The 13,311-nt window shown below is 57.0% G+C and carries 24 protein-coding genes; all 24 read left to right on the top strand.

Annotation, left to right across the window (positions count from 1 at the left end; translation table 11 throughout):
- Positions 1–33 precede the first annotated feature (33 nt).
- The 24 genes from rpsL to rpmD all read left to right on the top strand — a co-directional run bounded on the left by rpsL (position 34) and on the right by rpmD (position 13,311).
- Positions 34–405, top strand: coding sequence for a 30S ribosomal protein S12 (rpsL, locus tag AC25ND_RS19305; protein ID WP_003255492.1), 372 nt, complete (start codon positions 34–36; stop codon positions 403–405).
- Positions 406–511: 106 nt separating this feature from the next.
- The gene (rpsG, locus tag AC25ND_RS19310; protein WP_003246741.1) at positions 512–982 is read left to right on the top strand and encodes a 30S ribosomal protein S7; all 471 of its coding nucleotides are present in this window, start codon (positions 512–514) and stop codon (positions 980–982) included.
- A 30-nt stretch (positions 983–1,012) separates the two neighbouring features.
- Positions 1,013–3,160 (top strand): elongation factor G, encoded by a 2,148-nt coding sequence (fusA, locus tag AC25ND_RS19315; RefSeq protein ID WP_028692257.1) that lies wholly within the window; start codon positions 1,013–1,015, stop codon positions 3,158–3,160.
- Positions 3,161–3,187: 27 nt separating this feature from the next.
- Complete coding sequence (tuf, locus tag AC25ND_RS19320; RefSeq protein ID WP_486976528.1) at positions 3,188–4,381, top strand: elongation factor Tu; 1,194 nt, start codon at positions 3,188–3,190, stop codon at positions 4,379–4,381.
- Positions 4,382–4,522: 141 nt separating this feature from the next.
- On the top strand, positions 4,523–4,834 hold the full coding sequence (gene rpsJ, locus AC25ND_RS19325) for a 30S ribosomal protein S10 (protein ID WP_003103876.1): 312 nt from the start codon (positions 4,523–4,525) through the stop codon (positions 4,832–4,834).
- Between the two features lie 80 nt (positions 4,835–4,914).
- On the top strand, positions 4,915–5,550 hold the full coding sequence (gene rplC, locus AC25ND_RS19330; RefSeq protein WP_011531887.1) for a 50S ribosomal protein L3: 636 nt from the start codon (positions 4,915–4,917) through the stop codon (positions 5,548–5,550).
- Between the two features lie 12 nt (positions 5,551–5,562).
- Positions 5,563–6,165, top strand: coding sequence for a 50S ribosomal protein L4 (gene rplD / locus AC25ND_RS19335; RefSeq protein ID WP_008089819.1), 603 nt, complete (start codon positions 5,563–5,565; stop codon positions 6,163–6,165).
- Positions 6,162–6,461: a 50S ribosomal protein L23 gene (gene rplW / locus AC25ND_RS19340; RefSeq protein ID WP_003255484.1), complete on the top strand. Its 300-nt coding sequence runs from the start codon at positions 6,162–6,164 to the stop codon at positions 6,459–6,461. Before rplD ends, rplW begins: the two co-directional genes overlap by 4 nt.
- A 14-nt stretch (positions 6,462–6,475) precedes the next feature.
- Positions 6,476–7,300, top strand: coding sequence for a 50S ribosomal protein L2 (gene rplB / locus AC25ND_RS19345; protein WP_027915105.1), 825 nt, complete (start codon positions 6,476–6,478; stop codon positions 7,298–7,300).
- A 16-nt stretch (positions 7,301–7,316) separates the two neighbouring features.
- Positions 7,317–7,592, top strand: coding sequence for a 30S ribosomal protein S19 (rpsS, locus tag AC25ND_RS19350; RefSeq protein WP_003255482.1), 276 nt, complete (start codon positions 7,317–7,319; stop codon positions 7,590–7,592).
- A gap of 11 nt (positions 7,593–7,603) precedes the next feature.
- Positions 7,604–7,936 carry a 50S ribosomal protein L22 gene (rplV, locus tag AC25ND_RS19355; RefSeq protein WP_003103908.1) on the top strand — a complete coding sequence of 111 codons (333 nt, stop codon included), beginning with the start codon at positions 7,604–7,606 and terminating at the stop codon, positions 7,934–7,936.
- A gap of 13 nt (positions 7,937–7,949) precedes the next feature.
- Positions 7,950–8,636 carry a 30S ribosomal protein S3 gene (rpsC, locus tag AC25ND_RS19360; protein ID WP_011531889.1) on the top strand — a complete coding sequence of 229 codons (687 nt, stop codon included), beginning with the start codon at positions 7,950–7,952 and terminating at the stop codon, positions 8,634–8,636.
- 12 nt (positions 8,637–8,648) lie between these two features.
- Entirely contained in the window at positions 8,649–9,062 is a 414-nt protein-coding gene (rplP, locus tag AC25ND_RS19365; protein ID WP_009397508.1) for a 50S ribosomal protein L16, read from the top strand.
- Entirely contained in the window at positions 9,062–9,253 is a 192-nt protein-coding gene (gene rpmC / locus AC25ND_RS19370) for a 50S ribosomal protein L29 (RefSeq protein ID WP_002555481.1), read from the top strand. Before rplP ends, rpmC begins: the two co-directional genes overlap by 1 nt.
- Before the next feature lie 2 nt (positions 9,254–9,255).
- Positions 9,256–9,522 (top strand): 30S ribosomal protein S17, encoded by a 267-nt coding sequence (gene rpsQ / locus AC25ND_RS19375; RefSeq protein ID WP_003255478.1) that lies wholly within the window; start codon positions 9,256–9,258, stop codon positions 9,520–9,522.
- Positions 9,523–9,545: 23 nt separating this feature from the next.
- On the top strand, positions 9,546–9,914 hold the full coding sequence (rplN, locus tag AC25ND_RS19380) for a 50S ribosomal protein L14 (RefSeq protein ID WP_008089810.1): 369 nt from the start codon (positions 9,546–9,548) through the stop codon (positions 9,912–9,914).
- Positions 9,915–9,925: 11 nt separating this feature from the next.
- Complete coding sequence (rplX, locus tag AC25ND_RS19385) at positions 9,926–10,240, top strand: 50S ribosomal protein L24 (protein ID WP_003255476.1); 315 nt, start codon at positions 9,926–9,928, stop codon at positions 10,238–10,240.
- A gap of 20 nt (positions 10,241–10,260) precedes the next feature.
- Complete coding sequence (rplE, locus tag AC25ND_RS19390; protein ID WP_012316517.1) at positions 10,261–10,800, top strand: 50S ribosomal protein L5; 540 nt, start codon at positions 10,261–10,263, stop codon at positions 10,798–10,800.
- A gap of 13 nt (positions 10,801–10,813) precedes the next feature.
- On the top strand, positions 10,814–11,119 hold the full coding sequence (gene rpsN / locus AC25ND_RS19395; protein WP_011531890.1) for a 30S ribosomal protein S14: 306 nt from the start codon (positions 10,814–10,816) through the stop codon (positions 11,117–11,119).
- A 209-nt stretch (positions 11,120–11,328) separates the two neighbouring features.
- On the top strand, positions 11,329–11,721 hold the full coding sequence (gene rpsH, locus AC25ND_RS19400; protein ID WP_028690236.1) for a 30S ribosomal protein S8: 393 nt from the start codon (positions 11,329–11,331) through the stop codon (positions 11,719–11,721).
- Between the two features lie 12 nt (positions 11,722–11,733).
- Entirely contained in the window at positions 11,734–12,267 is a 534-nt protein-coding gene (gene rplF, locus AC25ND_RS19405) for a 50S ribosomal protein L6 (RefSeq protein WP_028690237.1), read from the top strand.
- A gap of 10 nt (positions 12,268–12,277) precedes the next feature.
- Positions 12,278–12,628: a 50S ribosomal protein L18 gene (gene rplR / locus AC25ND_RS19410; protein WP_011531893.1), complete on the top strand. Its 351-nt coding sequence runs from the start codon at positions 12,278–12,280 to the stop codon at positions 12,626–12,628.
- Positions 12,629–12,631: 3 nt separating this feature from the next.
- Positions 12,632–13,132 carry a 30S ribosomal protein S5 gene (gene rpsE, locus AC25ND_RS19415; protein WP_023629184.1) on the top strand — a complete coding sequence of 167 codons (501 nt, stop codon included), beginning with the start codon at positions 12,632–12,634 and terminating at the stop codon, positions 13,130–13,132.
- 2 nt (positions 13,133–13,134) lie between these two features.
- Positions 13,135–13,311, top strand: a complete 177-nt coding sequence (gene rpmD / locus AC25ND_RS19420; protein ID WP_028690238.1) for a 50S ribosomal protein L30 — start codon at positions 13,135–13,137, stop codon at positions 13,309–13,311.

The raw sequence follows: 13,311 nt of genomic DNA on the forward strand, positions 1-13,311 counted from the left end.
ATAGAGTCGCAAGACAATCAGTGGAGCTAGTAGATGGCAACTATCAACCAGCTGGTACGTCAGCCGCGTAAGCGTTCGGTCGAGAAGTCCGACGTTCCTGCGCTGCAGAACTGCCCGCAGCGTCGTGGCGTGTGCACCCGTGTGTACACCACCACGCCGAAAAAACCTAACTCGGCACTGCGTAAAGTATGCCGTGTGCGTCTGACCAACGGTTTCGAGGTTTCCTCGTACATCGGCGGTGAAGGCCACAACCTGCAAGAGCACAGCGTCGTCCTGATCCGTGGCGGCCGTGTAAAAGACTTGCCAGGTGTTCGTTACCACACCGTTCGCGGCTCTCTGGATACTTCGGGCGTCAAAGGCCGTAACCAGGGTCGTTCGAAGTACGGTACCAAGCGTCCGAAGTAATCGGTCGTTTGCAGACATCCATTTTTTTGAGTCGATAAGAGTAAGGTCGGGCAGGGGTCGAAGACCCACGTCCCGGGCTAACCTGAAGACCGTTTGAGGGCTTATCATGCCAAGACGTCGTGTAGCAGCAAAACGTGAGATCCTGGACGATCCGAAGTACGGATCCCAGATCCTCGCCAAGTTCATGAACCACGTGATGGAAAGCGGCAAGAAGGCCGTAGCCGAGCGCATCGTTTACGGTGCCCTGGATACCGTCAAAGCACGCAAGAACAGCGACCCCCTGGAAATCTTCGAGAAAGCTCTCGACGCCATCGCTCCGCTGGTCGAAGTAAAGTCCCGCCGTGTCGGCGGTGCCACTTACCAGGTTCCGGTTGAAGTTCGTCCGTCCCGTCGTAACGCTCTGGCAATGCGCTGGCTCGTAGACTACGCCCGCAAGCGCGGCGAGAAGTCGATGGCTCTGCGCCTGGCTGGCGAGCTGCTGGATGCTGCTGAAGGCAAGGGTGCTGCAGTCAAGAAGCGTGAAGACGTTCACCGTATGGCTGAAGCCAACAAAGCGTTCTCGCACTACCGCTTCTAATTCAAGCATCAATCATTTTGCGAGGGCTTTATGGCTCGTACTACAGCAATTAACCGCTACCGTAACATCGGTATCTGCGCGCACGTTGACGCGGGCAAGACTACCACTACCGAGCGGATCCTGTTCTACACAGGTCTGAGCCACAAGATGGGCGAGGTGCATGACGGCGCCGCGACCACCGACTGGATGGTGCAGGAGCAGGAGCGCGGTATCACCATTACCTCCGCTGCCGTTACCACCTTCTGGAAAGGTTCCCGTGGTCAGTACGACAACTACCGCGTAAACGTCATCGATACCCCCGGCCACGTTGACTTCACCATTGAAGTAGAGCGTTCGCTGCGTGTGCTCGACGGCGCGGTCGTTGTGTTCTGCGGTACCTCCGGCGTTGAGCCGCAGTCCGAAACCGTATGGCGTCAAGCCAACAAGTACGGCGTTCCACGTGTTGTCTACGTGAACAAGATGGACCGTGCTGGTGCCAACTTCCTGCGCGTTGTCGGCCAGATCAAGAACCGCCTGGGTCACACCCCGGTCCCGGTCCAGCTGGCTATCGGTGCAGAAGACGACTTCCAGGGTCAGGTTGACCTGATCAAGATGAAAGCCATCTACTGGAACGACGATGACAAAGGTACTACCTACCGTGAGGAAGAGATTCCTGCCGAGCTGGTGGACCTGGCCAACGAATGGCGCAACAACATGGTCGAAGCTGCTGCCGAGGCCAACGAAGAGCTGATGAACAAGTACCTTGAAGAAGGTGACCTGTCCGTCGAAGACATCAAGGCTGGTCTGCGCGCCCGTACCCTGGCGAGCGAGATCGTTCCTGCTGTCTGCGGTTCCTCGTTCAAGAACAAGGGCGTTCCCCTGGTTCTCGACGCCGTTATCGACTTCCTGCCCGCTCCGACCGAAATCCCGGCGATCAAGGGTATCCACCCTGACCTGATCGACGTGCCGAAGGATGAAGTCACTCCAGAGCAGTACGATGAGCGTCCTGCTGACGACAACGAGCCGTTCTCGGCCCTGGCGTTCAAGATTGCCACCGACCCGTTCGTGGGTACTCTGACCTTCGTTCGCGTCTACTCGGGCTTCCTGACCTCCGGTGACTCCGTCATCAACTCGGTCAAGGGCAAGAAAGAGCGCGTTGGTCGTATGGTGCAGATGCACGCCAACCAGCGTGAAGAGATCAAAGAAGTACGCGCTGGCGACATCGCTGCTCTGATCGGCATGAAGGACGTCACCACCGGTGACACCCTGTGCAACGCCGACAAGCCGATCATCCTCGAGCGTATGGACTTCCCTGAGCCGGTAATTTCGCTCTCCGTAGAGCCGAAAACCAAGGCTGACCAGGAGAAGATGGGTATCGCACTGGGCAAGCTGGCTCAGGAAGACCCGTCGTTCCGCGTCAAGACCGACGAAGAAACCGGCCAGACCATCATCTCCGGTATGGGTGAGCTGCACCTGGACATCCTCGTTGACCGCATGAAGCGCGAGTTCAACGTCGAGTGCAACGTCGGCAAGCCGCAGGTTTCCTACCGCGAGAAGATCACCAAGTCCAACGTCGAGATCGAAGGCAAGTTCGTTCGTCAGTCGGGTGGTCGTGGTCAGTTCGGTCACTGCTGGATCCGTTTCTCGGAGCCGGACGTCGACGAGAAGGGCAACATCACCGAAGGTCTGGTGTTCACCAGCGAAGTCGTTGGTGGTGTGATTCCTAAGGAATTCATCGCCCCGATCCAGAAGGGTATCGAAGAGCAGATGAAAAACGGCGTTGTTGCCGGCTATCCGCTGCTTGGCCTGAAGGCTACCGTATTCGACGGTTCGTACCACGATGTCGACTCCAACGAAATGGCGTTCAAGATCGCCGCTTCGATGGCGACCAAGCAACTGGCCCAGAAGGGCGGTGGCGTGGTCCTTGAGCCGATCATGAAGGTCGAAGTTGTAACCCCGGAAGACTACCTGGGTGACGTGATGGGTGACCTGAGCCGTCGTCGCGGGATGATCCAGGGTAATGAAGACTCGGTGTCCGGCAAGGTAATCACTGCTGAGGTACCGCTCGGAGAGATGTTCGGTTACGCAACCGACGTTCGTTCCATGTCTCAGGGTCGCGCAAGCTACTCCATGGAATTCTCCAAATACGCCGAAGCTCCGTCGAACATCGTCGAAGCACTCGTTAAAAAACAAGGCTAATCCCCTTTAGGCAAGAGGTTCACTGTCGTGGCTAAAGAAAAATTTGATCGTTCCCTTCCTCACGTTAACGTCGGCACCATCGGCCACGTTGACCACGGTAAGACCACTCTGACCGCAGCGCTGACCCGCGTCTGCTCCGAAGTTTTCGGTTCGGCCGTTGTTGAGTTCGACAAGATCGACTCGGCTCCGGAAGAAAAAGCGCGCGGTATCACCATCAACACCGCTCACGTCGAGTACAACTCGAACATTCGTCACTACGCTCACGTTGACTGCCCAGGTCACGCTGACTACGTGAAGAACATGATCACCGGTGCTGCCCAGATGGACGGCGCGATCCTGGTTTGCTCGGCCGCCGATGGTCCGATGCCACAAACCCGTGAGCACATCCTGCTGTCCCGTCAGGTTGGCGTTCCGTACATCGTGGTCTTCCTGAACAAGGCTGACCTGGTAGACGACGCTGAGCTGCTGGAACTGGTCGAGATGGAAGTTCGCGACCTGCTGTCCACCTACGACTTCCCAGGCGACGACACCCCGATCATCATCGGTTCGGCTCGTATGGCGCTGGAAGGCAAAGACGACAACGAAATGGGTACCAGCGCTGTCAAGAAGCTGGTTGAAACTCTGGATGCCTACATCCCTGAGCCAGTTCGTGCCATCGACCAGCCGTTCCTGATGCCGATCGAAGACGTATTCTCGATCTCGGGTCGTGGTACCGTTGTTACCGGCCGTATCGAGCGTGGTATCGTCCGCGTTCAAGATCCGCTGGAAATCGTTGGTCTGCGTGACACCACCACCACCACCTGCACCGGTGTTGAGATGTTCCGCAAGCTGCTGGACGAAGCTCGTGCTGGCGAGAACTGCGGCGTTCTGCTGCGTGGTACCAAGCGTGACGACGTTGAGCGTGGCCAGGTTCTGGTCAAGCCAGGTTCGGTCAAGCCGCACACCAAGTTCACCGCAGAAGTCTACGTCCTGTCGAAGGAAGAAGGCGGCCGTCACACTCCGTTCTTCAAAGGCTACCGTCCTCAGTTCTACTTCCGTACCACTGACGTGACCGGTAACTGCGAACTGCCGGAAGGCGTTGAGATGGTAATGCCAGGTGACAACATCCAGATGACTGTCACCCTGATCAAGACCATCGCAATGGAAGACGGTCTGCGCTTCGCCATCCGTGAAGGCGGTCGTACCGTCGGCGCCGGCGTCGTGGCCAAAATCATCGAGTAATCACTCGATCGGTTGAAAAAACCCCCGCTCAGCGGGGGTTTTTTTTATTGGGTTGACACTAATTTGGGGCGTCTATAGAATCACGCCTCCTTTTAACGGGCGTAGTGCGCCCGATGGGAACAGCCTGGAGTCTGAAATCCAATGCAAAATCAGCAAATCCGTATCAGGTTGAAGGCTTTCGACCATCGCCTGATCGACCAATCCACCCAGGAAATCGTGGAAACCGCGAAACGTACTGGTGCACAAGTGCGTGGTCCAATTCCACTGCCAACCCGCAAAGAGCGTTTCACCGTTCTGATCTCCCCGCACGTCAACAAAGACGCGCGTGATCAGTACGAGATTCGCACTCATAAGCGCGTTCTGGACATCGTCCAGCCAACGGATAAAACCGTTGATGCGCTGATGAAGCTTGATCTCGCGGCAGGCGTGGAAGTGCAGATCAGCCTCGGCTAAGACTTCGGTCTGGTCGTGTAACGCTCTGAAATGGGCGGCCATAGCGGGTGAAAGCCCCGTACACTCATGAGGTTTACAACATGACTATTGGTGTAGTCGGTCGAAAAGCGGGCATGACCCGTATTTTCACCGAAGAAGGTGTCTCCATTCCGGTCACGGTCATCGAGATCGAGCCGAATCGCGTCACCCAGTTCAAAACTGAAGAAACCGATGGCTACCGTGCAGTGCAAGTCACTGTCGGCGAGCGTCGTGCTTCGCGTGTGACTGCCGCTCAGGCAGGCCACTTCGCCAAGGCTAACGTTGCCGCTGGTCGCGGTGTCTGGGAGTTCCGTCTTGAAGAAGGCGATTTCCAGGCTGGCGATCTGATCAAAGCTGAACTCTTCACTGCAGGCCAGCTGGTAGACGTAACCGGTCAGTCCAAAGGTAAAGGCTTCGCCGGTACCATCAAGCGTTGGAACTTCCGTGGTCAGGACAACACCCACGGTAACTCCGTATCGCACCGTGTCCCTGGCTCCATCGGCCAGTGCCAGACTCCTGGTCGTGTATTCAAGGGCAAGAAAATGTCCGGTCACATGGGCGCCGAGCGCGTGACTGTTCAGTCCCTGGAAGTAGTACGCGTAGACGCTGAACGCAACCTGCTGCTGATCAAGGGTGCCGTCCCAGGCGCTACTGGCGGCGACGTGGTCGTGCGTCCGGCTGTCAAGGCTCGCGGTTAAGGGGAAACTGACATGCAACTTAATGTAAATGACGCTCAGGCGATCGAAGTTTCCGAACTGACCTTCGGTGGCGAATTCAACGAGACGCTGGTACACCAAGCAGTCGTGGCCTACATGGCCGGCGGCCGTCAGGGCACCAAGCAGCAGAAGACCCGTTCTGACGTGGCCGGTGGCGGTAAGCGCCCATGGCGTCAGAAAGGTACTGGCCGTGCTCGTGCCGGTACTACCCGTGGTCCGATCTGGCGTGGCGGTGGTGTAACCTTCGCAGCTCGTCCTCAAGATCACTCGCAGAAGCTCAACAAGAAGATGTACCGCGCAGCCCTGCGCTCCATCCTCGCTGAGCTGGTGCGTAGCGACCGTCTGGTCGTGGTTCAGGACTTCGCTGTTGAAGCGCCGAAAACCAAGGATCTGCTGAACAAGCTGAACGGCATGGGTCTGAACGACGTTCTGATCGTTTCCGACGCTGTTGATCAGAACCTGTACCTGGCTGCTCGCAACCTGCCGCACGTCGACGTACGTGACGTTCAAGGTTCCGACCCGGTCAGTCTGATCGCATACGAGAAAGTGTTGATCACTGTCTCGGCCGTGAAGAAATTCGAGGAGCTGCTGGGATGAACCAGGAACGCGTATTCAAAGTCCTCCTTGGCCCGCACGTTTCCGAGAAGGCTACCGTTCTGGCTGAGAAAAAAGGCCAGTTCGTATTCAAGGTTGCTACCGATGCAACCAAGCTGGAAATCAAGAAAGCTGTCGAAGGCCTGTTCAACGTAAAAGTTGAAAACGTGTCGACTGTCAACGTTCTGGGTAAAACCAAGCGTACCGCACGTGGTCTGGGCAAGCGTAATGACTGGAAGAAGGCGATCGTCTCCCTTCAGCCAGGCCAAGATCTCGATTTCAGCAGCAGTGCTGAGTAAGGAAGGGGTGCATCATGGCAATCGTTAAATGCAAACCGACTTCCCCTGGCCGCCGTTTCGTGGTCAAGGTGGTCAACAAGGAGCTGCACAAAGGCGCTCCTCACGCACCGCTGCTCGAGAAGAAATCGAAGTCTGGTGGTCGTAACAACAATGGCCGCATCACCACTCGTCACGTTGGTGGTGGTCATAAGCAGCATTACCGTCTGGTTGACTTCCGTCGCAACGACAAAGATGGCATCCCAGCCACTGTCGAGCGTATCGAATACGACCCGAACCGTACTGCTCACATCGCCCTGCTGTGCTACGCAGACGGCGAGCGTCGCTACATCATCGCCCCTAAAGGCGTGAGCGCTGGCGACCAGCTGATCGCAGGTGCTCTGGCCCCAATCAAGGCCGGTAACTCCCTGCAACTGCGCAACATCCCAGTAGGTAGCACCATTCACGGCATCGAACTGAAGCCGGGTAAAGGTGCTCAGATCGCTCGTTCCGCTGGTGCTTCGGCTCAGTTGATCGCTCGTGAAGGTGTCTACGTGACCCTGCGTCTGCGCTCTGGTGAAATGCGTAAAGTCCTGGCTGAGTGCCGTGCGACCCTGGGCGAAGTCTCGAACTCCGAGCACAGCCTGCGTTCGCTGGGTAAAGCTGGTGCCAAACGCTGGCGCGGCGTTCGCCCAACCGTTCGTGGTGTTGCCATGAACCCGGTTGACCACCCGCATGGTGGTGGTGAAGGTCGTACCTCCGGTGGTCGTCATCCGGTATCGCCATGGGGCTTCCCAACCAAGGGTGCTAAAACCCGTGGTAATAAGCGTACCGACAACATGATCGTCCGTCGTCGCAAGTAACTAGAGGGATACGACAGTGCCACGTTCTCTGAAAAAAGGTCCTTTTATCGATCTTCACCTGTTGAAGAAGGTCGAAGTGGCGGTGGAGAAGAACGATCGCAAGCCAGTTAAAACCTGGTCGCGCCGTTCGATGATCCTGCCACAAATGGTCGGTCTGACCATCGCGGTACACAACGGTCGCCAACACGTCCCAGTTCTCGTGAACGAAGACATGGTCGGCCACAAACTGGGCGAGTTCGCCGGTACCCGCACCTACCGCGGGCACGTGGCTGACAAGAAAGCCAAGCGTTAAGGGGTAAGGAAATGGAAGTAGCCGCTAAGTTGTCGGGCGCTCGCATCTCCGCCCAGAAAGCCCGCTTGGTCGCCGACCAGATCCGCGGGAAGAAGGTGGGCGAAGCGCTCAACCTGTTGGCCTTCAGCAGCAAAAAAGCCGCTGAAATCATGAAGAAAGTCCTCGAGTCGGCCGTTGCCAACGCCGAACACAACGAAGGCGCAGACGTTGATGACCTGAAGGTCTCCACCGTCTTCGTCAACGAAGGGCGTTCGCTGAAGCGCATCATGCCACGTGCCAAAGGCCGTGCTGATCGCATCGTCAAGCGGTCTTGCCATATCACTGTCAAGGTTGCGGACAAGTAACGGAGTCGATCAGATGGGTCAGAAAGTACATCCCACTGGCATTCGCCTGGGAATCGTCAAGGAGCACACCTCCGTCTGGTACGCAGACGGCGCGACTTACGCAGATTACCTGCTGAAGGATCTGCAAACTCGCGAGTACCTCCAGGACAAACTAAAAAGCGCGTCCGTAAGCCGTATCGATATTCATCGTCCGGCTCAAACTGCACGCATCACCATCCACACCGCTCGTCCCGGTATCGTTATCGGCAAGAAAGGTGAAGATGTTGAGAAGCTGCGTCAGGACCTGACCAAGCAGATGGGTGTGCCTGTGCACATCAACATCGAAGAGATCCGCAAGCCGGAACTCGACGCTATGCTGGTTGCTCAGAGCGTTGCCCAGCAGCTGGAGCGCCGCGTTATGTTCCGTCGCGCCATGAAGCGCGCCGTACAGAACGCCATGCGTATTGGTGCCAAGGGCATCAAGATCCAGGTGAGCGGTCGTCTCGGCGGTGCCGAGATCGCACGTACCGAGTGGTATCGCGAAGGTCGTGTGCCTCTGCACACCCTGCGTGCCGATATCGACTACAACACCTACGAAGCTCACACCACCTACGGTGTGATCGGTGTGAAGGTTTGGATCTTCAAAGGCGAAGTAATTGGTGGTCGCCAGGAAGAGCTGAAGCCTCAAGCACCAGCGCCTCGTAAAAAAGCTGCTAAGTAAGGGGTACGCCAAATGTTGCAACCAAAGCGTACAAAATTCCGCAAGCAGATGACCGGCCACAACCGTGGTCTGGCACTGCGCGGTAGCAAGGTCAGCTTCGGCGAGTTCGCTCTGAAAGCTGTCGCCCGCGGTCGTCTCACCGCTCGCCAGATCGAGTCGGCACGTCGTGCCCTGACCCGTCACGTAAAACGTGGCGGTAAGATCTGGATCCGTGTCTTCCCGGACAAGCCGGTTACCAAGAAGCCTCTCGAGGTTCGTATGGGTAAAGGTAAAGGTTCCGTGGAATACTGGGTTGCCCAGATTCAGCCAGGCAAAGTCCTGTACGAGATCGAGGGTGTTTCTGAAGAGCTGGCGCGCGAAGCTTTCGCTCTGGCCGCTGCAAAGCTGCCTCTCGCCACCTCCTTTGTTAAGCGGACGGTGATGTGATGAAAGCGAATGAACTTCGTGAAAAATCCGCACAGCAACTGAATGAGCAACTGCTCGGCTTGCTGCGCGACCAGTTCAATCTGCGCATGCAGAAAGCAACTGGCCAGTTGGGGCAGTCGCACCTGCTCTCGCAAGTTAAGCGTGACATCGCTCGCGTGAAAACTGTGCTCAACCAGCAGGCAGGTAAGTGATCATGGCTGAAGCTGAAAAAACCGTCCGTACGCTGACTGGCCGTGTCGTCAGCGACAAAATGGACAAGACCATCACCGTTCTGATCGAGCGTCGCGTAAAGCACCCGATCTACGGTAAATACGTTAAGCGTTCGACTAAGCTGCACGCGCACGACGAAGCCAACCAGTGCAAGATCGGCGACAAGGTTTCCATCCGTGAAACCCGTCCGCTGGCCAAGACCAAGTCCTGGGCACTGGTTGAAGTCCTCGAACGCGCTGTTGAAGTCTAAGGGCTAAGGGTCGGAGAAATTTTATGATTCAGACTCAATCCATGCTCGATGTGGCCGATAACAGCGGCGCTCGTCGCGTCATGTGCATCAAGGTGCTCGGCGGTTCCCACCGTCGTTACGCCGGTATCGGTGACATCATCAAAGTTACCGTCAAGGAAGCAATTCCTCGCGGTAAGGTCAAGAAAGGCCAGGTGATGACCGCTGTTGTCGTCCGTACCCGTCACGGTGTACGTCGCGCTGACGGTTCCATCATTCGTTTCGACGGCAACGCTGCTGTTCTGCTGAACACCAAGCAAGAGCCGATCGGTACTCGCATCTTCGGGCCAGTGACCCGTGAACTTCGTACCGAGAAGTTCATGAAGATCGTCTCGCTCGCCCCTGAAGTGCTCTAAGGAGATCCGACATGCAAAAGATTCGTCGTGACGACGAGATCATCGTGATCGCCGGCAAAGACAAAGGTAAGCGCGGTAAGGTGCTGAAGGTTCTCGCTGACGACCGTCTGGTCATCGGTGGTGTCAACCTGGTCAAGCGCCACACCAAGCCTAACCCGATGGCGGGCGTCCAGGGCGGTATCGTCGAGAAAGAAGCGCCTCTGCACGCTTCCAACGTTGCCATCTTCAACGGCGAAACCAACAAGGCTGACCGCGTTGGTTTCAAAGTAGAAGACGGTAAAAAAATTCGTGTCTTCAAGTCGACCCAAAAAGCGGTTGATGCTTGAACACTGCTAGGTAGAAGACCATGGCACGACTGAAAGAGATTTACCGGAACGAAATCGCTCCTAAGCTTAAGGAAGAACTTAAGCTGTCGAACGTGATGGAAGTTCCGCGCGTTACCAAAATCACCCTGAACATGGGTCTGGGCGAAGCGATCGGCGACAAGAAAGTCATCGAGCACGCTGTTGCCGACCTGGAAAAGATCACCGGTCAAAAGCCGGTCGTGACTTTCGCTCGTAAATCCATCGCGGGCTTCAAAGTCCGTGAAGGCTGGCCGATCGGTGTCAAGGTGACCCTGCGTCGCGAAAAGATGTACGAGTTCCTGGACCGCCTGCTGGCGATCTCCCTGCCACGGGTTCGCGACTTCCGCGGCCTGAATGCCAAGTCCTTCGACGGTCGTGGCAACTACAGCATGGGCGTGAAAGAGCAGATCATCTTCCCGGAAATCGATTACGACAAGATCGATGCTCTGCGCGGTTTGGACATCACCCTGACCACCACTGCTCGTTCGGACGACGAAGGCCGCGCTCTGCTGCGTGCTTTCAAGTTCCCGTTCCGCAACTGATTGGAGTAGGAAAATGGCCAAGAAGAGCATGAAGAACCGCGAGCTGAAGCGTCAGCTCACGGTAGCCAAGTTCGCTAAGAAGCGTGCTGAGCTGAAAGCGACCATCGTCAACCTGAACGCCTCTCCTGAAGAGCGTTTCGCTGCCGTTGTCGCCCTGCAGAAGCAACCACGTGACGCCAGCGCCTCGCGCCTGCGTAACCGTTGCCGCCTGACCGGTCGTCCGCACGGTGTATACCGTAAGTTCGGTCTGGGCCGTAACAAGCTGCGCGAAGCCGCCATGCGCGGTGACGTGCCAGGTCTGGTCAAGGCCAGCTGGTAATCCCGGTTGGCGTGACGCCGGCGTGAGGGGAGCAATCTTCCGACCGCCGGTGACCTCGCAACGAAACAAGCCCCTATATGGGGCTTGTTTCGTTTCTGCCTTGTGTCTAGAATGACCGGCTCACCTGAGCCTGGGTTTTTTGCCCTGCCTGCTCGGGTGGTTGTGATAGCCGCAAGGCTAATAATTCTTGTATCAGGAGCATCTAGCCCATGAGTATGCAGGACCCGTTAGCGGACATGCTAACTCGCATCCGTAATGCCCAGATGGCTGAAAAGTCTGTCGTAAGCATGCCTTCTTCCACCCTGAAGGTCGCGGTTGCCAAAGTACTGAAAGACGAAGGCTACATCGCCAGCTACGAAGTGACCGGCGAAGCCAAGCCTTCCCTGTCGATCGAGCTGAAGTACTTCGAAGGCCGTCCGGTCATCGAAGAGCTGAAGCGTACCAGCCGTCCTGGTCTGCGCCAGTACAAGGCCGTTACCGAGCTGCCGAAAGTACGTGGCGGCCTGGGCGTGTCTATCGTCTCCACCAACAAAGGTGTGATGACTGACCGCGCTGCGCGCGCTGCCGGTGTCGGCGGCGAAGTTCTGTGCACAGTGTTCTAAGGGGAGATAGGCATGTCTCGCGTCGCTAAGAACCCCGTTAAGCTGCCAGCAGGCGTCGAAGTCAAATTCGCCGGCCAGCAGCTTTCGGTGAAGGGTGCCAAGGGCACTCTCGAACTGAACGTTCACTCGTCTGTTGAAGTTACCGAAGAAGCTGGTGAGCTGCGTTTCGCACCTCGCAACGGTGATCAGCAAGCTCGCGCCATGGCCGGTACCACCCGCGCCCTGGTCAACAACATGGTCCAAGGCGTAAGCCAAGGCTTCGAGCGCAAGCTCCAGCTGGTCGGTGTTGGTTACAAGGCACAGGCCAAGGGCACCGTCCTGAACCTGGCCCTGGGCTTCTCGCACCCAGTGGATTACGAACTGCCAGCCGGTATCACCGCTGAAACCCCAAGCCAGACCGACATCCTGATCAAGGGTATCGACAAGCAGCTGGTGGGTCAGGTGGCCGCTGAAGTCCGCGGTTTCCGTCCGCCAGAGCCTTACAAGGGCAAGGGTGTGCGTTACGCGGACGAAGTAGTCCGTCGTAAAGAAGCCAAGAAGAAGTAGGGCCTAGCAAATGACCGACAAAAAAGTTACTCGACTGCGTCGCGCTCGCAAAGCACGCCTGAAAATGCACGAGCTCGAAGCCGTGCGTCTGTGCGTGTTCCGCTCCTCGCAGCACATCTACGCCCAGGTCATCTCGGCCGACGGCAGCAAGGTTCTGGCAAGCGCCTCGACCTTGGACAAAGAACTGCGTGATGGCGCCACCGGCAACATCGACGCGGCCACTAAGGTTGGCAAGCTGGTAGCTGAGCGTGCGAAAGCCGCCGGTGTATCTCAAGTTGCCTTTGACCGTTCCGGCTTCAAGTACCACGGCCGCGTCAAGGCGCTGGCTGATGCTGCTCGTGAAGGCGGGCTGGAGTTCTAAGTTATGGCAAATAACGATCAAAAGCGCGACGAAGGCTACATCGAGAAGCTGGTTCAAGTTAACCGCGTAGCCAAAACCGTAAAAGGCGGCCGTATCTTCACCTTCACCGCGCTGACCGTGGTGGGTGATGGCAAGGGTCGTGTTGGCTTTGGCCGTGGCAAATCGCGCGAAGTACCTGCCGCGATCCAGAAAGCCATGGAAGCTGCTCGTCGCAACATGATTCAGGTTGACCTGAAGGGCACCACCCTGCAGTACGCCACCAAGGCCGCCCACGGCGCCTCGAAGGTCTACATGCAGCCTGCCTCGGAAGGTACCGGTATCATCGCCGGTGGCGCAATGCGTGCCGTCCTGGAAGTTGCTGGTGTTCAGAACGTCCTGGCCAAGTGCTACGGCTCGACCAACCCGGTGAACGTGGTTCACGCCACCTTCAAGGGTCTGAAAGCCATGCAATCCCCTGAGTCCATTGCTGCCAAGCGCGGCAAGACTGTTGAGGAGATCATCTGATCATGGCAACCGTAAAAGTAACGCTGATCAAGAGCACCGCCGGCCGCCTGCCTAACCACAAACTGTGCGTTAAAGGTCTGGGTCTGCGTCGCATCGGTCACACTGTAGAAGTCCAGGATACTCCCGAGAATCGCGGGATGATCAACAAGGCTTACTACATGCTGAAGGTCGAGGGTTAA

The organism is Pseudomonas sp. P110(2024), from assembly GCF_057480795.1.